Annotated in this window: 16 protein-coding genes and 1 pseudogene; 4 read left to right on the top strand and 13 right to left on the bottom strand. The window is 64.4% G+C overall.

Annotated features, from left to right (window positions below; genetic code table 11):
* The first annotated feature begins 35 nt into the window (after positions 1-35).
* Positions 36-826: pseudogene (locus tag AB4Z38_RS14250) on the top strand (IS1595 family transposase).
* 106 nt (positions 827-932) lie between these two features.
* Here AB4Z38_RS14250 and AB4Z38_RS14245 read toward each other — a convergent pair.
* Genes AB4Z38_RS14245 through AB4Z38_RS14235 form a run of 3 tightly spaced genes read right to left on the bottom strand, consistent with a single transcriptional unit; the run spans position 933 to position 4074 of the window.
* Positions 933-1922, bottom strand: coding sequence for a tyrosine-type recombinase/integrase (locus tag AB4Z38_RS14245; RefSeq protein WP_441430321.1), 990 nt, complete (start codon positions 1920-1922; stop codon positions 933-935).
* Positions 1919-2839, bottom strand: coding sequence for a tyrosine-type recombinase/integrase (locus AB4Z38_RS14240; protein WP_441430320.1), 921 nt, complete (start codon positions 2837-2839; stop codon positions 1919-1921). The genes AB4Z38_RS14245 and AB4Z38_RS14240 overlap by 4 nt, the downstream gene beginning before the upstream one ends.
* Positions 2836-4074: a tyrosine-type recombinase/integrase gene (locus AB4Z38_RS14235; RefSeq protein WP_441430319.1), complete on the bottom strand. Its 1239-nt coding sequence runs from the start codon at positions 4072-4074 to the stop codon at positions 2836-2838. The genes AB4Z38_RS14240 and AB4Z38_RS14235 overlap by 4 nt, the downstream gene beginning before the upstream one ends.
* Before the next feature lie 315 nt (positions 4075-4389).
* Between AB4Z38_RS14235 and AB4Z38_RS14230 the strand changes: the two genes are divergently transcribed.
* Complete coding sequence (locus AB4Z38_RS14230) at positions 4390-4785, top strand: YybH family protein (RefSeq protein ID WP_441430318.1); 396 nt, start codon at positions 4390-4392, stop codon at positions 4783-4785.
* Positions 4786-4916: 131 nt separating this feature from the next.
* On the top strand, positions 4917-5666 hold the full coding sequence (locus tag AB4Z38_RS14225) for a tyrosine-protein phosphatase (protein WP_441430317.1): 750 nt from the start codon (positions 4917-4919) through the stop codon (positions 5664-5666).
* Between the two features lie 102 nt (positions 5667-5768).
* Here the strand turns inward: AB4Z38_RS14225 and AB4Z38_RS14220 are convergent, their stop codons facing one another.
* From AB4Z38_RS14220 to AB4Z38_RS14210, 3 genes are read right to left on the bottom strand one after another with little or no spacing between them, the layout of a single operon-like run.
* Positions 5769-7334 (bottom strand): FAD-dependent oxidoreductase, encoded by a 1566-nt coding sequence (locus AB4Z38_RS14220; RefSeq protein WP_441430316.1) that lies wholly within the window; start codon positions 7332-7334, stop codon positions 5769-5771.
* A complete protein-coding gene (locus AB4Z38_RS14215) occupies positions 7331-9577 on the bottom strand; it encodes a molybdopterin oxidoreductase family protein (protein ID WP_441430315.1) in 2247 nt (748 codons plus the stop codon). The genes AB4Z38_RS14220 and AB4Z38_RS14215 overlap by 4 nt, the downstream gene beginning before the upstream one ends.
* Position 9578: 1 nt before the next feature.
* Positions 9579-10985, bottom strand: a complete 1407-nt coding sequence (locus tag AB4Z38_RS14210) for an MFS transporter (RefSeq protein ID WP_441430314.1) — start codon at positions 10983-10985, stop codon at positions 9579-9581.
* Positions 10986-11278: 293 nt separating this feature from the next.
* Here AB4Z38_RS14210 and AB4Z38_RS14205 point away from each other — a divergent pair, with 293 nt between their 5' ends.
* Entirely contained in the window at positions 11279-12688 is a 1410-nt protein-coding gene (locus AB4Z38_RS14205) for an MFS transporter (protein ID WP_441430313.1), read from the top strand.
* A 92-nt stretch (positions 12689-12780) separates the two neighbouring features.
* Here AB4Z38_RS14205 and AB4Z38_RS14200 read toward each other — a convergent pair whose 3' ends face one another.
* The 7 genes from AB4Z38_RS14200 to AB4Z38_RS14170 all read right to left on the bottom strand — a co-directional run bounded on the left by AB4Z38_RS14200 (position 12781) and on the right by AB4Z38_RS14170 (position 22766).
* Positions 12781-14589, bottom strand: a complete 1809-nt coding sequence (locus AB4Z38_RS14200) for an acetyl/propionyl/methylcrotonyl-CoA carboxylase subunit alpha (protein WP_441430312.1) — start codon at positions 14587-14589, stop codon at positions 12781-12783.
* A 149-nt stretch (positions 14590-14738) separates the two neighbouring features.
* Positions 14739-15413: a Maf family protein gene (locus AB4Z38_RS14195; RefSeq protein ID WP_441430311.1), complete on the bottom strand. Its 675-nt coding sequence runs from the start codon at positions 15411-15413 to the stop codon at positions 14739-14741.
* Positions 15414-15713: 300 nt separating this feature from the next.
* Positions 15714-18236, bottom strand: coding sequence for an MMPL family transporter (locus AB4Z38_RS14190; RefSeq protein ID WP_441430310.1), 2523 nt, complete (start codon positions 18234-18236; stop codon positions 15714-15716).
* Positions 18237-18260: 24 nt separating this feature from the next.
* Positions 18261-18947 (bottom strand): TetR/AcrR family transcriptional regulator, encoded by a 687-nt coding sequence (locus AB4Z38_RS14185; protein WP_441430309.1) that lies wholly within the window; start codon positions 18945-18947, stop codon positions 18261-18263.
* A 37-nt stretch (positions 18948-18984) separates the two neighbouring features.
* Entirely contained in the window at positions 18985-19404 is a 420-nt protein-coding gene (locus AB4Z38_RS14180; RefSeq protein WP_441430308.1) for a YbjQ family protein, read from the bottom strand.
* A 97-nt stretch (positions 19405-19501) separates the two neighbouring features.
* Entirely contained in the window at positions 19502-20914 is a 1413-nt protein-coding gene (locus AB4Z38_RS14175; protein WP_441430307.1) for a dicarboxylate/amino acid:cation symporter, read from the bottom strand.
* 166 nt (positions 20915-21080) lie between these two features.
* Positions 21081-22766, bottom strand: a complete 1686-nt coding sequence (locus AB4Z38_RS14170; RefSeq protein WP_441430306.1) for a DUF885 domain-containing protein — start codon at positions 22764-22766, stop codon at positions 21081-21083.
* Positions 22767-22886: the final 120 nt, after the last annotated feature.

Raw genomic sequence — 22886 nt, 5'->3', positions numbered from 1 at the left:
AGTGGGTATCCGGTTAGCTCAGGTATTCTGGGTAAATGTCGAGACCGGATTTTCCGCGGACGATTCTGGAGTTCCAGTCGCGGTTTGGCGACGAGAAGGCGTGTCTGGACTATCTGCTTGAGTGCCGCTGGCCGGAGGGCTACGTGTGTCCGCGGTGTCAAGGCCGGTCTGCCTGGCCCGTGGCGGCGCGGGGACTTTGGGAATGCGCCGCCTGCCGTTACCAAGTCTCGCTGACGGCCGGTACGGTGCTCCACAAGACCCACACAGCGCTGCATTTATGGTTCTGGGCGGCCTACCTGATGACGACTGGTACCCCGGGGATCTCCGCCCGGCAGCTGCAGCGACAGCTCGGATTGTCCCGGTACGAGACGGCGTGGACCATGCTGCACAAGCTGCGCCGGGCTATGGTCAACCCGGAACGCACCTTGCTGACCGGTGAGGTCGAGGTGGACGAGTGCGAGGTCGGCGGTCCTGAGATCGGCCGGCGCGGCGGCAGGAGCCTCACAGCCCGGGCCGCGCACGTCGTCGTTGCCGTGGAGGTGCGCGGCCAGGGCTCGGGACGGGTGCGGATGAAAGTGATCCAGGATGCCACCGGTGACACTCTGACCGGTTTCGTGATGGACACCGTGGCTCGTGGGGCCATTGTGCATACTGACGGCTGGATGGGGTACGCGCCGTTGGCCAAAAAGGGCTACAGTTCCGCTACAACCGGCGCGGCACGCCCATGGCGGCCTTCCAGTCCCTGCTCGGCCTCGGCACTACGCAAGCACCGACCACCTACCGCCAAATCACTGCCCACGATTCGGGACCGGACCCCGCCACCTGAGCTAACCGGATACCCACTAGCTGCATTATGCCGATGTCCGGATTATGCCGACGTTTGCTGTTGTGGCCTGATTTGGCGGGCTTGTCTGGGATTCTTATCGGCATAATCAGAGGGCTTCGAGGAACGCGAGGAGCTTGTCGCCGGGTGCGTAGCGGCCCGGCGGCGTGTTCGTTGGGCGGATCCTTTCGAGTGCTTTCTCTTTCAGTGCGAGGTCGGCGTGGACGTAAATCTGTGTTGTCTCGGCGCTTTCATGTCCGAGCCAGAGCGCGATCACTGAGGTCTCGATACCGGCATGCAGCATCCTCATGGCAGTGGAGTGGCGCAGCACGTGGGGCGTGATGTTCTTTCCGCTCATTGATGGCTCGGTATTCGCTGCGGTGACGGCATGGAGGCTCACTCGCTGGGCAACTGCGTCGGTGCTCATCCGGGCTCCGGTGCGGGTGGGGAACACGGGGTCGTGTTCGGAGGGTCTCTGCTCCAGTCGCAAGGTCGTGAGCGTTTTCACGTTCTCCGGGCTGAGCGGGGTTGCTCGGTTCTTTCGCCCCTTGCCCTGGCAGATGACGTGCGCTCCGGGACCGAGGTGGATGTGTTCCCAGGTCAGTCCGGTCAGCTCTGTGACGCGTAGCCCGGTCGTGATCGCGGTAAGGATAAGAGCGTGATCGCGTCGCCCGGTGCGGGTAGTCCGGTCGGGTGCGGCCAGTAGTGCTTTGATCTGGTCCTCGGTGAGCCAGTCGATATCGCTGCGATCAACTCGTTTTTGCGGGATGGCTAGGACCCGGGCGATCAGCTCGGCGTGCTCTGGGTGCTGGTAGGCGGCGTAGGCGAAGAAGGAGCGGATGGCGGCCAGTCTCGCGTTCCGGGTCCGGGTGCTGTTGCCGCGTTCGTGCTCGAGATGTTTGATGAAGCTGGTGATCCGGGCGCTGTGAAGCATCGTCAGCTCGATTTTGTCCGGGCTGATCGCGGTGGATTCGTGGACGTGGGCCAGCAGCAGCCGCCAGGTGTCGCGGTAAGCGGCGATGGTGTGGGTGCTGGCGCCGAGAGCGCGCATCAGGTGCTCGGCGAAGTACTTCTCCAGCGTCGGCGCGAGCAAAGTCATGATTGCTCCTCCGCCTGAAGCGGGCCCAAGCGTCGTCCGGCCTCGGCGAGAAGCTCGGGGACCGCTTCCAGATACCAGTAAGTGCTTCCCGGGCTCGCATGCCCCAGATAGGTGGAGAGCACGGGAAGTACCTCGGCCGGGACGGCTCCGTCCCGGTAGGCGCCGATCATCGTGGTGACGGCGAAGCTATGCCGCAGATCATGGATCCTCGGCCGGCACTGCTGCGATTTCGGCGTGATGCCGGCCCGGGCGACAAGACGATGGAAAACCCTGTGCACATTCTTGTAAATCAGCCGCGTTCCCGCGCTGGATACCAGCAACGCCTCCGTGGAAACCGGCCCGAGCAGCCGGTGACGGGTGAGCGCATAATCGGCGAGCACCTCCAGGACGCTGGAGTGCAACGGGACCAGCCGGGACTTACCGAACTTCGTGTCGGCAACGCTCAACACGCCTGCGTCCAGGTCCGAACGATTTGCGTTGATCGCCTCGCTCACCCGCATCCCGGTGCAGGCCAACAGGCCGATCAGCGTGCGGTAAGTGGCCGCGACCATCGGGGAGCGCAACAGCCGGGCCTGTTCCAGCAGCGCCAGGACCTGCTCATCCGAGTAGATGAACGGGACGGCCCGCGGCGACCGAGCGGGCAGAAGCTGCCGCGGCGGGACCTCGATACTCGAATCGAAGGCGTGCGCCCAGCGAGCGAATGAACGCGCCACGGAGAGCCTGGCGCCGTGATAGCTGGCAGCGCCGCCCGGAGCTCTCGCCCAGCCAAGAATATTCTCCGTCGTCACCGTTTCCTGGCCGTTTCGCTCGAGGTATCGGAGGTATTCGGTGAGGTAACGCTCGTGGGTCGCGAGCTTGAAACCCAGTCCGCGGCGCAGCCGCAGATAATCCCCCACCAGCGACTCAAGCGCGCTCATCGGAGCTCACCGCCCGCCAGACCTGCTCCGAGACCCGGCCAGGGCCGGGCCAGACCGGCCAACCGGGTGAGGTCGACCTTCGCGTAGATCGTCGTCGAGGCCAGATGGCGATGCCGCAGCAGCTGGGCCACCTCTTCCAAGGACGCGCCGGCATTGATCGTCGCCGTCCCAGCAGCATGCCGCAACCGGTGAGCACCCACCGGCCCGAGTCCGGCCCGTGCGCCGGCGCACCGGACCACGGCTTTGACAGCTGCGCTGGAGAGCTGACGATACGGAGCCGAGGACGTGAAGAACAACGCCCTGCCCGTCGCGGCAGGATGACGTTCGACCGACAGATGCGCAGCTAACCCCGCACCAACATCGGCGGCCAGCGGCAGCAGATCGCTCTGCCCGCCCTTACCGGGAACTCGCAGCGTTCCCGCCCGCCAATCGATATCGTCCAGGCTCAACGCAGCGACCTCCCCGGCCCGCAACCCGAGCCGGGCAAGTAGGAGCACGATCGCGAGATCACGCTTTCCCGTGCGGGATGCCGGATCGACCGCGGCGATCAACGCCTTCACCCGCTCGGGAGTCAGACCTCGTGGCAGGCCGGAATCCCGATACCCCGACCGGGCCGGCACCACCTGATCCAGCCGATCGCCGATGTGGCCGGCGGCGAACAGGAAACGCAGCAGCGACCGCAGCGCCGTCACCGTCAGCTTGGCCGACCCCACCGGCATTCCCGGAATCTGCGACATGACGAACCCGCTCACCGCCCGAGCATCCAGACCCTTCAGATCCAGCGCCTGGCCGCCTAACCGCGACAGCAGAAACGGACGCGCCAACTCTCGGTAGTACCGGATCGTCGATACCCTCAGACCACGATCGTCGGCCAAGAACCGGCCCCACCGCTCCAGAACAAGATCCACCGGACCAGGCTCCGGCACGGTCTCGGGTTCCTCGCCTGGAATCACCTCGATCGATCGCAGATACGCGACCACAGGCGCCAGGCTCCCCGCCGAGGACATGTCCGTGTGCGTCACCCGGCGGCCCATCAGGAACCGTTCGAGTGCGGCAGCATCGCACGCCGCCGGTGAGACCGCTTCCTCGGCGAGCCACCGGCTCAGATGCCGCATCAGATTCAACCGCAAACCGATCGAGGTCGGCGCATACCCCAGCCGGCCAAGATACTCAGCGAACCCGACTCTGAAACCGTCCAACGGCCCAGAAACCACGACGTTCAAAGCACTATCCATCACGCTCTCCCTTTCCAAAACGAGGAAAGGCAAGCGTGCACCCGTCACCTGATTATGCCGATAAGAATCCCAGACAAGCCCGCCAAATCAGGCCACAACAGCAAACGTCGGCATAATCCGGACATCGGCATAATGCAGCCACCACCACCATCTGATCCACAAGGAAGAGTGGCACATCCAGGTCCGAGCAGGCGTGCCCTGGTTCATCCCGCCACCCCACATCGACCCAAGGCAAAAACCACGCAAGAACCGCTATTTTCAGGTGTGAGCACGTTTCTTGGTATTGATCCTCAAGGCCTGTGCAAGAGTGTGGGGATGGAAATTCGTAACCGTGAGATCCTCGTCGATGAACTCACGGCTGTCATGCGCGGGTACGAGGCGGCCAACAACACACACGACATCGAGCGGGTTCTGCCGTATATAGACAGCGACGCTACCTACTGGTTCTCAGACGGATCTCACGAGGGGCGCGTTCAGGTCCGGGCAGCCATCGAGGCGACCTTCTTTGCGATTCGGGACGAGCGATACGTCGTTGACGAACTGACGTGGGTGCTCGTGCAGGAGGAGGCCGCCGTGTGCCGCTACCGATTCTCCTGGACGGGAATTATTGACGGGCAACAACACTCCGGAAGAGGACGCGGCACCAACGTGGTCGTGCGCACACACGAAGGCTGGCAGATTGTCCACGAACAACTGACGGCCGATTCGTAATAGCGCACCGGGAGGCGCCGTTGCCTGAGGCGAAACTGGGTGGCCAGATCCCGCGCTTGTGTCGCGAATTGGTGATTCCGAACGACCCCGAATGGAAAGTACTCTCTGGTTTACTAGGGCACATGGGGGACTTGGCAGAAAACAAAGTTCGCACGCTCAAAGTTGAAGGCTTGGTCAACGGACGCGACCTCGGTGGTCTACGGCGCGTCGATGGGACGGTCACTCCACGCGGCATCTTCTTCCGGAGTGAGAACGTCGATTGGATCACCGGGAACGGATGGCAACAGGTCTACGATGCCGGGATACGCACCGTGGTGGACCTCCGTCAGCAACGGGAACGCAACACAGATACCCGGGAACGGCCCGGCTGGCTCACCACGAGCCACGTTGACCTTGACGGCCTGGAAAACAAAGAGTTCTGGGCGGACTATTGGGACAACGGCCTAGTGGGCGCCGCGATTTACTTCCTCCCGCACCTTGCAGCCATGCCCGAACGGGCCGGTATAGCCATGACGGAGGTACTCAACGCACCGGCAGGAGAAGTCCTCTTCCATTGCATGGGAGGCAGGGACAGGACGGGCCTACTTGCCATGGCTCTGCTTCATGCAATCGGCACCGACCCCGAATGCATCGTCGATGACTATCTGGAAACCGTCAGGCTGGGTGATGCACGGGCAGCCAACGGCGAGCGAAACAACGCCGAACCGAGGCTTGAGGAACTCTGCCGGCAACACGGTACAACAACCGAAGCCGCGTTTCGGGATGCCTTGGCAAATTTCGATCTCCAAACCTTCCTCGACGCCGCAGAGCTCGCCGACAAGGACCGGGAGGGCTTGTTCACCTGGCGCGGCGCGACGGCTGCATGTGCATACGTAGGTTGATCTCGACTCGCATCCCGATCTGCGACACAGAAAATGCCCCACGAGGCGCGTATTCGCGTGTCGTGGGGCATTTTGCGTCGCGTGAAACAGGTGCGCGTCCCCCTACGCCGCAACCCCTTGAAAGTGTTTCTCGATAATCCCCTTGATGTCCCCATGGCACCCACCACACCCAGTGCCAGCCCGCGTAGACTTTGAAACCTCAGGCACGGAAGAGCAGCCATCCAGCACGGCTTCCTTGATGCTCGCACCGCTGACGCCCGCGCAGCGGCACACTGTGCGCTGCGGATCATCATTCGAAGCAGAAGAATCGAGCTGGTCCGGGCCGTCCAGACGGAGCAGGAGGGACCGGTCTGCCGGCAGCTCGGAGCCCCGTTCGAACAGCATCACGAGCTCCGCGGCCGTGCGCGGCATACCCACGGTCACAAGTCCTTCGAGCGCTCCGCTCCGCGTGGTCATTTTGACATAGCGGCCGTGTTCGGGGTCGGCCCACTGGGCGACCTGGCGCCGGGGCATTCCCTCGGAGACACCGACGGACAACAACAGCTCGTCATCCCAGGGCTCGGCGCTGTTGTCGCCGGCGACCGCCAGGTTGATGCCGCGTGCCTTCAACACGACGACGCCGGGCTTCTCCTGCGGCAGGGGGGCCAAGGTGTCGGCCGCGGCCTGGCCGCCCTCGGCTAGGAGGATCAGGTACTCGGCAAGCCATTCGGCCTGGCGCCAGCCCGGACCCACCAGGCCGGATGGACCCAGTGCGGTGCGGCATTCGGCGCACTCGGTATCGGCGCAGCGGACTTCGGCGCAGTCGCCGATCGCGAACATGTGGGGCTCATGGTAGGTCCGAAGGTGGTGATCCACCAAGATGCCGGTGGCTGCAGGCAGCCCACAACCTTCGGCCAGTTCGATCCGCGGCCGAACGCCGCAGGAAAGGACAAGAAGGTCGCCCTCGATCCTTGATCCATCGTCGAGCACGAGGGCGGAAAACATGCCGTCGGGGCCATTGTGCTCCACCGCTGTGGAGCGGGCGTTGCCCACCATAGTGATCCCGCTGTTGCGCAAGCTCGCCGCCAGAACGGCTCCACCGCCGCGGTCGATATTGCGGCCCAGCGGGAAGGAACCGTTGTGCACCACCGTGGTCAAGGCGCCTTCCTCTGCCGCGGCGAGGGCCGTTTCAAGGCCAAGTACGCCACCACCGAGGACGATCACGCGCTTGCCGGCAGTCACGGCGTCGCGCAATTGCGCGGCGTCGCGGAGGTCGCGCAGGGCCGTCACCCCTAAGGGGAGCACCGGGTGCGAAGGATCAGGGTTGATACCCGTGAGGTTCGGAATGACGGGCCTCGAACCGGTGGCGAACACCAAGCGATCGTAGCGGGGCGTGGTCCCGTCCGAAAGGACAAGCTGCTGGCGCGCGCGGTCGATGCGTTTGACGGTGACGCCCAGCCGCACCTCGACGCCGTCGGCCGCCAGATCGCCAGCGTCCGCCATCGCGAGTGCCTCTGCCGTGGTCCGCCCCACGCCGAGTTCGGCCACCATGACGCGGTTGTACGCGGCTTCGGCTTCCTGCCCGACGACGAGCAACTGGACAAGGCCGCTGCGAACGGCGGGCAACAACTCGTCCACTAGCCGGGCCGCGACCGGTCCGAACCCGACAATCACAATGCGCTCGCTCACGATGCCTCCTTGACCTGCATAGACAAGCTGTCCTGCATTGACAAGCCGACCGCCGCTGGCACAGCCAACTGGGCAGCCAACGCCGATTCGACTTTTGCTAGTGTGGCCTTCCGGACCCAGACCGTGCTGGTCTTGAACTCCGGCATTCCGGAAATAGGATCCGTGACCGCCTCGGTGAGACGATTGGCGCTGCCCAGTCCTGGAAAATGGAAAGGCAGGAAGACGGTGTCCGTCCGGATGCTGTTGCTGAGCTCCACCTTGCACAGGACCTCTCCGCGCTCGTTGGAGACCCGGACAAAGTCGCCGTCGGAGATGTCCCTGACGGCCGCCGCCGCGGGGTGGATCTGCAGGAGCGCCTCCGGCTGCGCGGCCGCGAGTTCGGCCACGCGGCGGGTCTGGGCGCCCGATTGGTAATGTTCCAGCAATCGCCCGGTGACGAGCGTCAGCGGATCTGGATCGGAGCCGACGACGGCGGAGCGCCGGGACCGCTTTTGCGGCGCCACCGGGACCATCACCGCGCGTCCGCCGGCGTGCGCGAAGCTATCGAGGAAGAGCCGCGGCGTTCCCGAACTGCCGGTGGGATAGGGCCAGTAGGCGGCTTCTCCGCGATCCAGCATGGCGTAGTCGATTCCCGAGTAGTCGGCCAGGCCGCCTGCCGAGGCGAGCCGGAGCTCCTCGAAGACGGTTTCGGGATCGTCGCTGAACGTGGACGGTGCGTCGAGGGATTCGGCCAGCCGGGCCATGAGCCACAATTCGCTGCGGACGCCCGCGGGAGGAGTGAGCGCCTGCCGGCGACGGAGCACGCGGCCCTCGAGGTTGGTCAGGGTGCCTTCTTCCTCGGCCCATTGGGTGACCGGGAGGACGAGGTCGGCCTCCAGAGCGGTCTCGGACATGAAGAAATCGCAGACAACCAGGAAATCCAGGCTGCGCAGGCCCTCGATCACCGCACCGGCGTCGGGGGCTGACACCGCCACGTTGGCGCCGTGCACGAAAAGGCAGCGGACGCCGTCGGGCTGTCCCAAGGACTTCAACAGCTCAACTGCGGGCAGGCCGGGGCCGGGAATGAGGCTTTCGTCCACGCCCCACACCTTGGCGACATGGGCGCGGGCGGCGGGATCGGTGATCTTGCGGTAACCGGGGAGCTGGTCGGCCTTCTGGCCGTGCTCGCGGCCGCCCTGGCCGTTGCCTTGGCCCGTCAGCGTGCCGTAGCCGCTGCGGGATGAGCCCGGCAGGCCGAGAAGGAGGCTGAGGTTGATCGCGGCCGTGGCGGTGTCCGTGCCATCGACGTGCTGCTCGACTCCGCGGCCGGTCAGGATGTAGCTGCCGCCGCGCCGGGCGCCGTCGGCGAGGCGGCGGGCGGTGTCCCGGATAAGCGTGGCGGGCACGCCGGTGATCGACTGGACCCGTTCCGGCCAGAAGCCGGCGAGGCTACGAACGATCGCCGGGTACCCGGTAGTGCGGTTCTCGAGGTAGTCGGCGTCGGCGAGGCCTTCGTGGATGACAACGTGGGAGATACCCAAAAGCAGGGCGAGGTCCGTTCCGGGGGTCGGCTGCAAGTGGATGCCGCCGCCGTCGCCGGTGAATGCGGCCGTCGCGGAACGGCGGGGATCGGCCACGATCAACCCGCCGGAATCGCGTGCGCCCTGCAGGTGCTGGACGAACGGCGGCATGGTCTCGGCAACATTGGAGCCGAGAAGGAAGATAACGTTCGCCGAATCAAGGTCCTCCACGGGGAAGGGGAGGCCGCGGTCCACGCCGAACGCGCGGTTTCCGGCTGCCGCAGCTGAGGACATGCAGAAACGTCCGTTGTAGTCGATGCGCGAGGTTCCCAGGGCCAGGCGGGCGAACTTCCCCAACTGGTAGGCCTTCTCATTGGTGAGTCCGCCGCCGCCGAACACGCCGACTGCGTCGGGCCCGTAGTGCTCGCGGGTCTGCTTGACGGCTCCGGTGACCAGCATGAGTGCCTGGTCCCACGTGACCGGCCGGTGGACGCCGTCGGACCCTTTCAGCATGGGTTCAGTGACGCGTCCGGTGTGGTTCAACAACGACGGCGATGTCCAGCCCTTGCGGCACAGCCCGCCCCGGTTGGTGGGGAAGTCGCGGCCGGTTACCTCCAGTAGTGGAAGTGCCTTTGCTACGGGAGCGGGGTCTGACCCCGGCTGCGCCGAGGGCGCCGCCGGGGTCAGGGTCATGGCGCACTGCAGCGCACAATACGGGCAGTGGGTGTTGGCGCCATTGGGCATATTAGATGTGTCCCATCGCGTTACGGTTAGCCTTCCGGAGGTAGCAGGCCCAGCAGACGATGAGCATCAGCACGTACGCGCCGACGAAGCCGTAGAACGCGGGGGTGTAGGAGCCGGAAGCGCTGGATGCGTTGAGCACCTGGGGGATGACGAATCCGCCGTAGGCGCCGATCGCCGAGATCAGGCCGAGGGAGGAAGACGCGAGGCGTGCCGTGCTGGCGGCGCTCGCCCCGGAGCGGGCTGCCCGGCTCGATGTGGCGAAGATGACCGGGATCATGCGGTAGGTGGCGCCGTTTCCAAAGCCGCTTGCCGTGAAGAGGAAGAGGAACAGGACCAGGAAGAGCCAGAAGTTCTTGAGCGGAAGGGTCCAGATCATGGTCAAGGTGATGATGGCCATCGCTGCGAACGCCGTGACGGTCATCCGGGCTCCGCCCATGCGGTCGGCCATGCGTCCACCGTAAGGACGGGCAAGGGAGCCGACCAGCGGGCCAAGGAAAGCGAGCGAGAGGACAACTGCGCCGAGGTGCATGGAGGAGAAGGCGGGGAAGTAGTCCTTGATGAGCTTGGGGAAGACTCCGGAGAAGCCGATGAACGAACCGAAGGTGCCGATGTACAGGAACGCCATGATCCACAGGTGCGGTTCCTTGAGTGCGGCGATCGAGCCCGCAACGTCACCCTTGGCGCTGGTGAGGTTGTTCATGTACTTCCACGCGCCGAACGCGGCGACAAGGATGAGGGGAATCCAGATGAGGCCGGCCATGGGCAGGTTGACGGTGCCGGCGGCCAGGAGGGTGACGGCGATCGGGACGACGAGCTGCGCGACGGCGGCACCGAGGTTGCCGCCCGCGGCGTTCAGGCCCAGCGCCCAGCCCTTTTCGCGGGCAGGGTAGAAGAAGGTGATGTTTGCCATCGAGCTGGCGAAGTTGCCTCCGCCGAAGCCTGCAAGGCCCGCTACCAGCAGCATGACGCCGAACGGAGTGCCGGGGGTCGAGACACACAGGGCGAGGCCCGCCGTCGGGATCAGCAGCAGGAGGGCCGAGACGATGGTCCAGTTGCGGCCACCGAACCTTGGAACCATGAAGGTGTAAGGGATGCGCAAGGTGGCACCGACCAGGCTGGGGATCGAGATGAGCCAGAAGATCTGGTTGGTGTCGAACTTGAAGCCTGCGGCCGGGAGCTGGACGACGACGATCGACCAGAGCTGCCAGACGACGAAGCCGAGGAATTCGGCAAAGATGGACCAGTACAGGTTGCGCTTGGCGATGGAACGGCCAGCAGCTTCCCACTGATCCTTGTTCTCTGCATCCCAGTTGGCAATCCAGCGGCCAGGGCGGTGTTCAAGCTCGGGGACGAGGGCGGTGGGCGCCTGCTCGTTGGTGAGGATTTCGGTGCTTCGGTCAACTGTCACGGAGTGCCTCCTTTGTGGGGACGTTGTACTTCCACGTTAGGGATGGCGCGTTTCGCGGACCGTCGCGGTTTGTAAACGTGCTGTGACATTTGCCTATCGGAGGGGGTCACCGGTGCGTGAGGCGATGGTGAGGTTGTGTGGCGCAGACCACAGAGTGAGACTTTCCAAAGCGTCCGCATACTGGACTTGATTGTCCATTTGTTGGATACCGGGAACTATTATTGAACTCTCAAATAATCTTTGCCGGCAGGCTCAGGAACGCCGGGCCGGCGTGAACGGAAAGCAACCACTACATGTCTTCCATCGCTGAATCCAAGGAAAGCGAGTCAGTCAAGCCGGTCAACTCGCGGGGACGGGTGATCTTCGCCAGCCTCATCGGGACGTCCATCGAGTTCTACGATTTCTACGTTTACGCCACGGCTGCCGTCCTCGTCTTTCCCAAACTGTTCTTCCCGACGGCGGATGAGACCACCCAGCTGCTGAGCTCCTTGGCGGTGTTCGGTGTCGCCTTCGTCGCCCGCCCGCTCGGCTCCATAATTTTCGGCCACTTCGGTGACAAGTTCGGTCGCAAGGGAACCCTGGTTGCGTCCCTCCTGACCATGGGTATTGCCACGTTCCTGATCGGCTGCCTCCCCACGGCGCAGGTCCCGGGCTGGACCTTCCTCGCCCCCACGTTGCTGGTCGTCCTGCGTTTCGCCCAGGGCCTGGCCCTCGGCGGTGAGTGGAGCGGTGCCGCGCTGCTCGCAACGGAAAACGCGCCGGCCAACAAACGCGCCATCTATGGAACATTTCCGCAGATGGGTGCGCCGATCGGCTTCATTCTGGCCAACATCATCTTCCTGGTCTTCAGCTACACCCTGACTCCCGGGGCCTTCGCCGCCTGGGGCTGGCGCGTGCCATTCCTGCTCAGCGCCGTGATGGTGATCCTCGGCCTCTATGTGCGCCTCAAGCTCATTGAAACTCCCGCTTTCACCAAGGTGCTGGAATCGAACGAAGTGGCCAAGCTGCCCATCGGACGCGTGTTCAAGAAAAGCTGGCGCCCGCTGATCCTCGGTACGTTCATCATGCTCGCGACGTACGTGCTGTTCTACTTGATGACCACGTTCACCCTGACCTACGGCACCAAGCCCACCCTGGCGGGCGCTCAAGCAGCAGCGGTCAAGGCCGGAAAGCCCATGACCGACGCGGCCGCCGCGGCGTTCGTCCCAGGCCTGGGCTTCAGCCGCAACGACTTCCTCTGGATGCTGATCGCCGGCGTCGTCTTCTTCGGCATTTTCACCCTGGTGGCCGGCCCGCTGGCCGAAAAGTACGGCCGTCGCAAGATGCTCCTCGCTGTGACGGCGGCCATCCTGGTATTCGGTTTGCTGTTCGTGCCGTTGTTCAGCGGCGGCTTCGTCGGCACCATGGCGTTGCTGATCATCGGCTTCACGCTGATGGGGCTCACCTTCGGCCCCATGGGTGCGCTGCTTCCGGAACTTTTCCCCACCAACGTCCGCTACACCGGATCCGCCGTCAGCTACAACATGTCCAGCATCCTCGGTGCGGCTGTGGCTCCGTTCATCGCGGTCTGGCTCTGGGAATCGGCCAAGGGAAGCACGGTCCTGGTGGGCGTCTACCTGAGCGTCATGGCGGTCCTGACGCTCGTGGCCCTGTTCCTGTCCAAGGAAACCAAGGACACGGACTACGAGAACAATGTAGCCTGACCCTGTATTAACAAGCTCCCGATTAACAGGCTCCCGTTAAATGGCTCCGGCCCCGCACCAATGGTGCGGGGCCGGAGCCATTCAGCTATTGGTTAGTCTTCGATCGTCGCGATGACGGCCCCTGCGGAGACGGTCTCGCCTGCCTTGGCCACCAAGCCGTGGATGGTGCCGGCCTTGTGGGCGGTGAGGGGCTGTTCCATCTTCATGGCTTCGAGGACCACGATCAGATCGCCTTCGGCAACTACGTCGCCGGCGGCTACTGCCACCTTGACGATGGTGCCCTGCATCGGCGAAGTGAGGGCGTTGCCACCCGCTACAGCAGCCGTGGCGCCCGCCGAGCGGGAACGCTTCTTGACCTTCGCGGCCTTGGTGCCCGTGCTGGCAACCGAGGAAACCGAGCCGAGAGTCGCGGGAAGGACAACTTCCAGCCGCTTGCCGCCAACCTCGACGACGACGCGCTGGCGCTCACCGGCGTCGGCGGCTTCTGTTCCGGTTCCGGTAGGCGTCCACGCGGGGATGTTGTTGACGAACTCGGTCTCGATCCAGCGCGTGTGCACCGTGAACGGGCCTTCGGCCGGAGCGAACGCGGGGTCGGTCACCACTGCGAGGTCGAAAGGAATGACGGTGGGAATGCCTTCAACCACCATTTCCTCGAGGGCCCGGCGGGAACGCTGGAGGGCCTGTTCGCGGCTGGCGCCTGTGACGATCAGCTTGGACAGCATGGAATCGAAGTTCCCGCTGATGACATCGCCCTGCTCGATGCCGGAATCGATGCGGACGCCCGGACCCGTCGGGTTCTTCAGAGTGCTGACGGTTCCCGGTGCAGGCATGAAGTTTCGGCCCGGGTCTTCGCCGGTGATGCGGAATTCAAAGGAGTGGCCGCGGACCTCGGGATCGCCATAGCCGAGCTTTTCGCCGCGGGCGATGCGGAACTGCTCGCGGACCAGGTCGAGGCCCGTGACCTCCTCTGAAACGCAGTGCTCCACCTGAAGTCGCGTGTTGACCTCAAGGAAGGAGATGATGCCGTCCTGGCCCACCAGGAATTCGCACGTTCCTGCGCCCAGGTAGCCGGCTTCTCTCAGGATGGCCTTGGAAGACTCGTACAGTCGCTCGTTCTGCTCGGGGCTCAGGAATGGCGCCGGGGCTTCTTCCACCAGTTTCTGGTTGCGGCGCTGGAGGGAGCAGTCGCGAGTGGAGACCACAACGACGTTTCCGTAGGCGTCGGCGAGGCACTGGGTCTCGACGTGGCGCGGGGAGTCGAGGAAGCGCTCGATGAAGCACTCGCCGCGGCCGAAGGCGGCAATGGCCTCACGCACTGCGGACTCGAAAAGCTCGGGGATTTCCTCGATAGTGCGAGCCACCTTGATGCCGCGGCCGCCACCACCGTAGGCGGCCTTGATAGCGATCGGTAGCCCGAACTCCTGGGCGAAGGCCAGGATCTCGTCAGCGGATTCCACGGGGTCGGCCGTGCCGGGAACCAAGGGAGCGCCGACCTTTTCGGCGATGTGGCGGGCCTGCACCTTGTCGCCCAGCGCGGAGATGGCGTCCGGGGACGGGCCGATCCAGGTGATGCCGGCGTCGATGACCTTGGCGGCAAACTCTGCGTTCTCGGCGAGGAAGCCATAGCCGGGGTGGATGGCGTCCGCACCCGACTGCTTGGCGACCTCGATCAACTTGTCCATCACGAGGTACGACTCAGCAGCGGTGGTGCCGCCCAGTGCGTATGCCTCATCTGCCAGCCGCACGTGCAGGGCGTCGCGATCGGGGTCTGCGTAGACGGCCACGGAAGCGATGCCTTCGTCCCGGGCTGCGCGGATAATGCGGACCGCGATTTCGCCTCGGTTGGCGATCAAGACCTTGGTGAGAGGGCTGGAAATGGGCTGCGCCGGATTAGCTGACAAGTTGACTCCTTCTGTCCTTCAGGGAGCCTAGCGTGATTTTGAGGGTTCCGCCCATATTGATGGGGGATTCCGTGTGTGAGACGGCCTGTCTTTGTAGGGTTGCTACAAAGGCTGGAAGCCGGCATTCGGGCCGGCCCCTCGGACCGCCGCTATTCGCTGCTCGCTCCGGAGCCGTTTTGGGTCCAGAGTTCGGTGATTCCGACGTTCGCTTGCCCCAGCAGATCGCGGAGGGTCGAGATGGAGAGCCCGACGACGGCGTGCGGGTCGCCGTCGACCTTGCGGATGAAGGCCCCGCCCAAGCCGTCGATCGTGAACGAACCGGCGCAATGCAGCGGCTCGCCGGTTGCGATGTAGGCGTCGATGTCCTTCTCGCTCATCTCGGCAAAGTGGACTTCTGCGCTGGACACGGCACCGACTGTTGCTCCGGTGCCGACGGCGGTCTCGCCGTCGTTCACGTCCGCTGCGGTTTCGCGGCAGTCAACCAGCCAGTGCCCGGTGTGGAGTATGCCCTTGGATCCGCTCATGCGAAGCATCCGTTCCTTGGCCACGTCCACCGTGTACGGCTTCCCATGCGATTCGCCGTCGAATTCGAATACGGAGTCGCAGCCGATCACCAGGGCCCCCTCGGCGTCAGGAAGGGACGCGACGGCCTCGGCCTTGGCGCGGGCAAGGAGGAGCGCGGTGTCATGCGCGTCGGTCACCCCATACCGGGCTTGCACGGCGTCCTCGTCCACGTCCGAGACGAGTACTTCGTGGTGGATGCCGGCCTCCGTGAGGAGCTTGGTGCGGGCGGGGGACTGGGAAGCCAGGATCAATCGGGTCACGGCTCAAGCGTAGTACGCGGCCCCGCCCCCCCGACGCTCGCTCACTTATCTGGGTGTCTGGCCGGACGCTCGCTCACTTATCTGGGTGTCTGGCCGGACGCTCGCTCACTTATGCCGCCAAATCGGTCAAATGCTCCTTCAGATATGTCCCAGGGTGGACATGTTCCTGGAATAAAGGTGAGCGAGCGTTTGGGGGATGGGCGTTATAGGTGAGCGAGCGTTTGGGAGAAACGGGTTAAAAGTGAGCGGGCGTCGGTTCTGGACACAGAACCGACGCCCACCGCTAAGACGACCGGGCGCTCAGTGCACCAGCTCCTTGGCCCCGCCTGCCGCCGTCGTGCGCTGCAACTTGGCGCCCTCGACGTCGACGTCGGGCAGGATCCGGGACAGCCATCGCGGCAGCCACCAGGCCTTCTCGCCCAACAGGTACATCACGGCCGGAACGATGGTCATCCGCACCACGAACGCATCCACGAGGACGCCGAACGCCATCGCGAAACCGAGCGGCCGGACCATGGTCAGGTGGCTGAAGATGAAGCCGGCAAACACGCTGACCATGATGATGGCGGCGGCCGTGACCACAGCTGCGGCATGGCTGAAGCCGGTTCGGACCGCCTGCTTCGCGTTCTCCCCGTGCATGAATGATTCGCGCATGCCTGAGGTGATGAACACCTGGTAGTCCATGGCCAGGCCGAACAGCACACCAATCAGGATGATCGGGAGGAAGCTCAGCACGGCTCCGGGATTGGGCACGTCGAACACCGCACCCAGCCAGCCCCATTGGTAGACGGCCACCACAGCGCCGAAGGCTGCCGCGAGCGAGAGCAGGAAGCCGCCGGTGGCGAGGAGCGGAACGACGATCGAGCGGAACACCAGGAGCAGGAGGACCAGCGAGAGACCGACGACGATCGCCAAGTAAGGCGGCAACGCGGCACCGAGCTTCGCGGAGACATCGATGTTGCCGGCCGTCTGCCCCGTCAATCCGATGGTGGCGCCTGTGGCCTGCTGGATTTCGGAACCCTTCGCACGCAGTTCCGAGACGACCTGGACGGTACTTGCACTGGCGGGTCCATCCTTGGGGATGACCTGGAAAACGGCGGTGCGGTGATCCGGGCTGAGGGCTACCGGAACGGCTGCCACGACATTGTCGACGCCGCGCAGCTTGTCCGTCACGTCGAACTGCTTGGCCTTGGCCTGCTCGTCGCTGAGCCCGGACGGGAACGTGCCGACAACCACGATGGGACCGGTCATGCCCTCCCCGAAGCTCTTCCGTGTCAGGTCATAGGCCTTGAACGCTTGCGAGTCGACCGGTTCCGAACCGCCGTCGGGCAAAGCGAGGCGCAGCTGGGAGGCCGGCAGGGCCAGCACCCCAAGCAGCACGACGCCGGCAAGCAGCGAGACCACCGGGTTCCGGGTCACGAGCCCGCCCCACCCGCGGCTGCTCCGGCGCTGGTCCTCCGCGCGGTCCGCCGAGGCGTGCTCCGGCTCCGCGTTGTGGCGCTCCGCCTTGGCCCACGCCCGCTTCGAGATCAGTTTGCGGCCGACCAGTGACAGCACCGCCGGGGTCAGTGTGAGGGAGACGACGACGGCGACTGCCACCGTCGCGGCGGCCGACAGGCCCATGACGGCAAGGAACGGGAGCCCCGGAACGACCAATGCGGCAAGGGCGATGACGACAGTGAGGCCCGCGAAGAGAACGGCGTTGCCTGAGGTGCCGGTGGCGAGGGCCACGGATTCCTCCGCGTCCATCCCCGAAAGCAATTGCCCACGGTGGCGGTTGACGATGAAGAGCGAGTAATCGATTCCGACGGCGAGGCCCAGCATAAGCGCGAGCATCGGGGAAATGGAGCTTATGTCGATGACGCCGGTGAGGGCAAACGTTCCGCCGACGCCCACGGCCACGCCAATGATCGCCATCAGGAGGGGCAAGCCTGCGGCGACAAGCGTTCCCAGCATCACGATGAGGGCGATGGCCGCCACAGCGATGCCGATGATTTCGGAGACCCCGAACAACTGCGAGACGTCCTCGGTGATTTCCTTGCTGGCCAGCGCCGTGACACCTGCTGAGGAGACGCCGTGGACGATGTTCTGGACTTGTTGCCGGGCTGCGGGGGTCAGGCCGTTGATGGAGGTCTTGAACTGGACCTGGGCGATCGCCGCTTTGCCGTCTTCGGAGACGAAACGCATGCCTTGGGAAGCTGTCACCTGGCGCTTGGCGAACGCAACGGCGGCGGCACCATCGGTTGCTTGCTTCTGGCCGGCATCGAGCTTTTGGCGCCCGGCCAGGAGTTCGGCCTTCTGCGGGGCGAGCTGGGCCTGGACCTGCGCAGCGGGCATCCCCGCAGCGGTCATTTGCTGCTCGGCGGCCTTGAGCTGGGCATCACCTGCATCGAGCGTGGCCCGGGCCTTGTCCAGTTCGGCCTGCCCGGCGGCCGCTTTCTGTTCCCCGGCAGCAAGATCGGACGGCGCCTTGTCCAACGTGGCTTGGGTTGTGAAGGGGTTGACCGTGGACTGCACCTCCGGCAGTTTTTCCAGCTGGGCGAGGGCCGACGCAATGGCGTCCTTGCCGGCCTGGTTGAATCCGGCGTCGCCGGCTTCAAAGACGATCCCCGCGGAGCCGCCCGAGGAGGCCGGAAGGTCCTTCTTCAGCTTGTCCAGCATCTGCTGGGTCTCGGTGCCGGGGATCTGGAAGTTGTTGGACATGGTGCCGTGGAAGGCAGCCGCGGAACCGCCGACGGCCACGAGCACGGCCAGCCAGAGGGAGATCACCAGCCAGCGGTGACGGTAGGAGAACTTACCAAGGCGGTAGAGCAGGAGTGCCATATCGGAACCGATCTGTCGGTGTGGTTATGCCGAGTGTTGCGGGTCAGTCGCGGGCGGAGTGCCGCGCGACGCCGGGCTTTGAGGGGCGGGTGCCATGAAGCCCGAACCGAGCAGGCCAATTGCGTCGATCAAGTGCTGCCGCAGGCTCGCGAGGGATTCAGGGGAAAGATCCGGGCCGTGTTGTTCGAACCAGACACTCATGGCTGCCTTGCCGCAGGAAATAATCGACCCGGCCAAGGCCCGCAGATAGAGCTCATCGACATCCGGGCCGAGGCGAAGACGGGCGGCGTCGATGATCTGCGTGGTGCAGTGGTCCCAGGCTTCGAGTTCGGAACGCACCAGGGCACGGTTGTCGTGGGTCAGGCTGAAGAGCTCGGCCATGGGGGAGACCGTCATGGGGTCAGCCAGCGCCGTGAGGGCGGCCCGGGCGGAATCGAGGATGGGTTCGTCCGAAGGGCGCAGGCGGAATTGTTCGAGGGCATGGTCCAGGAAGCCTTCGGTCACGGAGGCCAGTGCGGCTTCAAGGCTCGGGAAGTAATTGAAGAAGGTGCGCCGGGATACGCCGGCCTCTTCCGCGATGTCTTCCACGGTGAAATTGCCAGCGCCCCTGCTGCACAACATGGCGAGGGCTGCGTCCGCTATCGCTCGGCGGGTGGCCGATTTGTTCTGCTCCCTGCGCGAGGGGACAGTGGCGGTGTCGGAAGTTGTCACATACTTACACTAAGTGCAACTTTGCACTCAGGGCAAGTTAAGGTCCGGTTGAATCTTCAGTCGTGGGCTGCGCGGATTGCTGGGCTGCGGTGCTGGTCAGGTAGATCGACTGGCCAGTGGCGCCGGGCTCGCCTTCGGCGAGCGGGATGGCGAACACTGCAGTTCCATAGGCGCACACCTCCGTCCAGTTGCCGCCCATCTCGGACGTGTCGAAGCGCATGGCGACGATTGCGTTGGCGCCGCGCTGCTGTGCCTCGTTGACCATGCGGGCCATGACCTCCTGGCGGCTTTCATAGAGGGCCTTGGTCATTTCGGGCAGCTCGCCGCCGCCGAGGGAGCGGAAACCGGCAATCATTTGGGAGCCGAGATCCCGGGAGCGGACGGTGAGGCCCATGACTTCGCCGAAGACGGCGTCGATCCTGTGGCCCGGAATCTTGTTCGAGGTGACTATCAGCATGGACAGAGCCTATCCAGAATCCACCGTTTCCCACCGTTAAAAGGACGAATCCCCAGGGCATTCCCCGGGGATTCGTCCGTGCGATGGTGAACGGCCGCTAGGCCTTGGCGTCAGCGAGCTCGCGAATGCCCTCGGATGCCTCCGGAGACTCAGTCTCGGCCGCGAACGCCGTTCCCCTGCGTGGGGCGTTGTAGAGCGATTCGTCCAGGATTCCCTGCCGTTTGGCGACGATGGCCGGAACCAGCGCCTGTCCGGCCACGTTGACGGCCGTGCGGCCCATGTCCAGGATGGGGTCGATCGCCAGGAGGAGCCCGACGCCGGCAAGCGGCAGCCCCAGCGTGGACAGGGTCAGCGTGAGCATGACGACGGCGCCGGTGGTGCCTGCCGTTGCCGCCGAACCAAGGACCGAAACCACCACGATCAGCAGGTATTGGCTGAAGTCCAGGTTGATGCCGAAGAACTGGGCAACGAAGATCGCAGCGACGGCGGGGTAGATGGCGGCGCAACCGTCCATCTTGGTGGTGGCGCCGAGCGGCACGGCGAAGGATGCGTAACCTTGCGGAACGCCGAGGTTGCGTTCGGTGACGCGCTGCGTGAGCGGCAGCGTGCCGATCGAGGAACGCGAGACGAATGCCAGCTGCACGGCGGGCCACACTCCCGAGAAGTACTGCTTGACGGACAGTCCATGCGTCTTGACCAGGATGGGGTAGACGACGAAGAGCACCAGGGCGAGGCCCGCGTAGATGGCCACAGTGAACTTGCCGAGCGAACCAATGGTGTCCCAACCGTAGACGGACACAGCGTTGCCGATCAGGCCGATGGTGCCCAGCGGGGCGATGCGGATGATCCACCAGAGGACCTTCTGGATGACGGCCAGGGCGGAAGCGTTGAGGTTCAGGAACGGTTCGGCCTGCTTGCCGACCTTGAGGGCGGCGACGCCGACGGCGATGGCGATCACCAGGATCTGCAGCACGTTGAAACTGATCGACGTGCTGGCGACGCCGTCCGTGACGCTCGTGCTGGCGCCAATGCCCAGGAAGTTCTTGGGGAAGAGGCCGGTGAGGAAGGCCCACCAGTCGCCCGTCTTTCCTGTGTACTCGGCCTTCTTGGTGATGCCGGTGCCGGAGCCCGGCTGCAGGAGCACTCCAAGTCCGATGCCGATCATCACTGCGATGAGCGAGGTGATGGCGAACCAGAGCAAGGTGTTCCACGCCAATTTCGCCGCATTGGACACTTGGCGAAGGTTCGCGATTGAGCTCACCACTGCGGTGAAGATCAAGGGCACGACGGCGGTCTGCAGCAGTGAGACGTAGCTCGAGCCGATGGTCTGCAGCGTGGCGCCGAGCCCGTTGGGAGCCTTGGTGGTGCTACCGGTGGTTTTGGCCAGGAGCCCGAGTGCCAGGCCGATCACCAAAGCCGCGATGATCTGGACGCCGAAGGACGTTGCCCACGTGGGAAGCCGGGACGAAGTCTCTCCGGCGGAAGTCAAAGTGTTGGATGAATTGCTCACCGGAACAAACTAGGCCCCGACAAATACCACCGCGACCAGACGTTGAGAAATGTTACGTTCTTAAATTCGAGCAACTAGGGGAAGATCTCCTATGGGTCAACCCATCTAGCTCGCATTTGTTGTCGTTTTGAGCCCTCAAAACGACAACAAATGCGAGTCAGTTGGACTACCCCAGCAACGCCCGGCGAAGCGTATCCAGGCCAACAGAGCCGATATTCAGCGCATCCGTGTGGAACGATTTCAGGTCGAACCCGTCGCGGCGTTCGAGTTCAGCCCGGATTTCTTCCCATAGCCGCTGCCCCACTTTGTACGACGGGGCCTGGCCCGGCCAGCCGAGGTACCGGGTGAATTCGAACTGGAGCTGGCCCGCGCTGATGGGAAGGTTGGCCTTGAGGAATTCGAAGCCCTTGTCCGAGGTCCAGGTGCCACTGCCCCAACGTTCTGGAACTTCCAGCTCGAGGTGGACGCCGATATCGAACACCACGCGGGCGGCACGCATGCGCTGCATGTCCAGCATGCCCATGTGGTCGCCCGGATCCTTGAGGTAACCGAGCTCCAGCATGAGCTTTTCGGCATACAGGGCCCAGCCTTCGCCGTGCCCGGACACCCAGCAGACGTTCCGTCGCCAGTTGTTGAGGAGTTCGCGGCGGTAGACGGCGGTGGCCACCTGGAGGTGGTGGCCGGGTACGCCTTCGTGGAACACCGTGGTGGTTTCGGCCCAGGTGGTGAAGGTGTCTTCGCCGGCCGGGACGGACCACCACATGCGGCCGGGCCGGGAGAAGTCGTCAGAGGGACCCGTGTAGTAGATGCCGCCTTCGTCGGTGGGCGCGATACGGCATTCGAGCGTCTTCATGATGTCCGGGATGTCGAAATGGACGTCCGCAAGTTCGGCTACTGCGCGGTCTGAGAGTTCCTGCATCCAGGCTTTGAGGGCATCGGTGCCTTTGATTTGCCGTTCGGGATCGTTGTCGAGAATGGCTTTGGCCTCCTCGATGGACGCGCCGGGCTTGATTTGCTCGGCCACGCGTTCCTGTTCGGCAATGATCCTGTCGAGTTCCTGCACGCCCCAGGCGTACGTTTCCTCCAGGTCCACGGTTGCTCCGAGGAACGAACGCGAGGCCAGGGCGTAGCGTTCGCGGCCCACAGCGTCCTTTTCGGGAGCAAAGGGCAAAAGCTCCGCTTCGAGGAAGGCGGCAAGGCGCAAGTAAGCGGAACGCGCGACGGCGGCACCGGCGTCGAGCTTTTCCTGCAGTTCGGCCCGCAGCGCCTGGCCGTCGATGGTGGCTTCGGAGGCGAGCTTGGCGAAAAAGCCGTCCTCGGCCGCGTATTTGCTGGTCTGTTCGATGACGATCCTGACTTGGCGGACCGCGGAGACTTTCCCTGCGTCCCTGGCCGAACGGAGGGAAACGATGTACCCGTCAATGGCTTCCGCAACGTTGGCCGCGCGGCCGGCGATGTGCTCCCAGTGTTCGGCCGTGTCGGTGGGCATGAGGTCGAAGATCGCGCGGATGGTTTGGGCCGGAGACTCGATATTGTTCAGGTCCGCGGCGTCCCAGCCGGACTCGTGGATCTCGAGGGCCAGGCCGAGCCGTTCCCGCATCGCGTCAAGGGTGACGACATCGGAGGCGTCCGTCGGTTCGAGCGCGGCCAGCTCATCGAGCGTGTGGCGTGCCGCCTTGGCGAATGCCTCCGCGCCGGCAAGCGAGAAATCCTGGTATTCGGTTTCGTGTCCGGGCAGGCCGAGGGTGGTGGCGAGGCTCGGGTTGAGGGCAAGGAGGGTTTCCGTGTAGGCGTCGGCGACCGCGTCGATGGCAGTCTGGATGCGTGCCGGAGCTGTGTTAGGAGTAGTCACCCCACGAGCCTAGCCGCGACAAGACTCTTGTGAAAGGGTTGTTGCAGAAGTCTCGGAGGCCAACCCAACTGACTGGCATTTAATGTCGTTTTGAAGGCTCAAAACGACATTAAATGCGAC

Origin of the sequence: Arthrobacter sp. 2RAF6 (assembly GCF_052115205.1) — a bacterium.
In the GTDB taxonomy this organism is placed as follows: Bacteria; Actinomycetota; Actinomycetes; order Actinomycetales; family Micrococcaceae; genus Arthrobacter.
The sequence above is the reverse complement of the archived record's forward strand: the minus strand, read 5'-3'. Positions and strand labels throughout refer to the sequence as shown.

Coding starts and splice junctions, on each gene's coding strand:
- AB4Z38_RS14190 (WP_441430310.1), bottom strand. CDS start 18,236: ATGGCACTCCTGCTCTACCGCCTTGGTAAGTTCTCCTACCGTCACCGC.
- AB4Z38_RS14180 (WP_441430308.1), bottom strand. CDS start 19,404: ATGCTGATAGTCACCTCGAACAAGATTCCGGGCCACAGGATCGACGCC.
- AB4Z38_RS14230 (WP_441430318.1), top strand. CDS start 4,390: ATGGAAATTCGTAACCGTGAGATCCTCGTCGATGAACTCACGGCTGTC.
- AB4Z38_RS14245 (WP_441430321.1), bottom strand. CDS start 1,922: ATGACTTTGCTCGCGCCGACGCTGGAGAAGTACTTCGCCGAGCACCTG.
- AB4Z38_RS14215 (WP_441430315.1), bottom strand. CDS start 9,577: ATGCCCAATGGCGCCAACACCCACTGCCCGTATTGTGCGCTGCAGTGC.
- AB4Z38_RS14240 (WP_441430320.1), bottom strand. CDS start 2,839: ATGAGCGCGCTTGAGTCGCTGGTGGGGGATTATCTGCGGCTGCGCCGC.
- AB4Z38_RS14235 (WP_441430319.1), bottom strand. CDS start 4,074: ATGGATAGTGCTTTGAACGTCGTGGTTTCTGGGCCGTTGGACGGTTTC.
- AB4Z38_RS14205 (WP_441430313.1), top strand. CDS start 11,279: ATGTCTTCCATCGCTGAATCCAAGGAAAGCGAGTCAGTCAAGCCGGTC.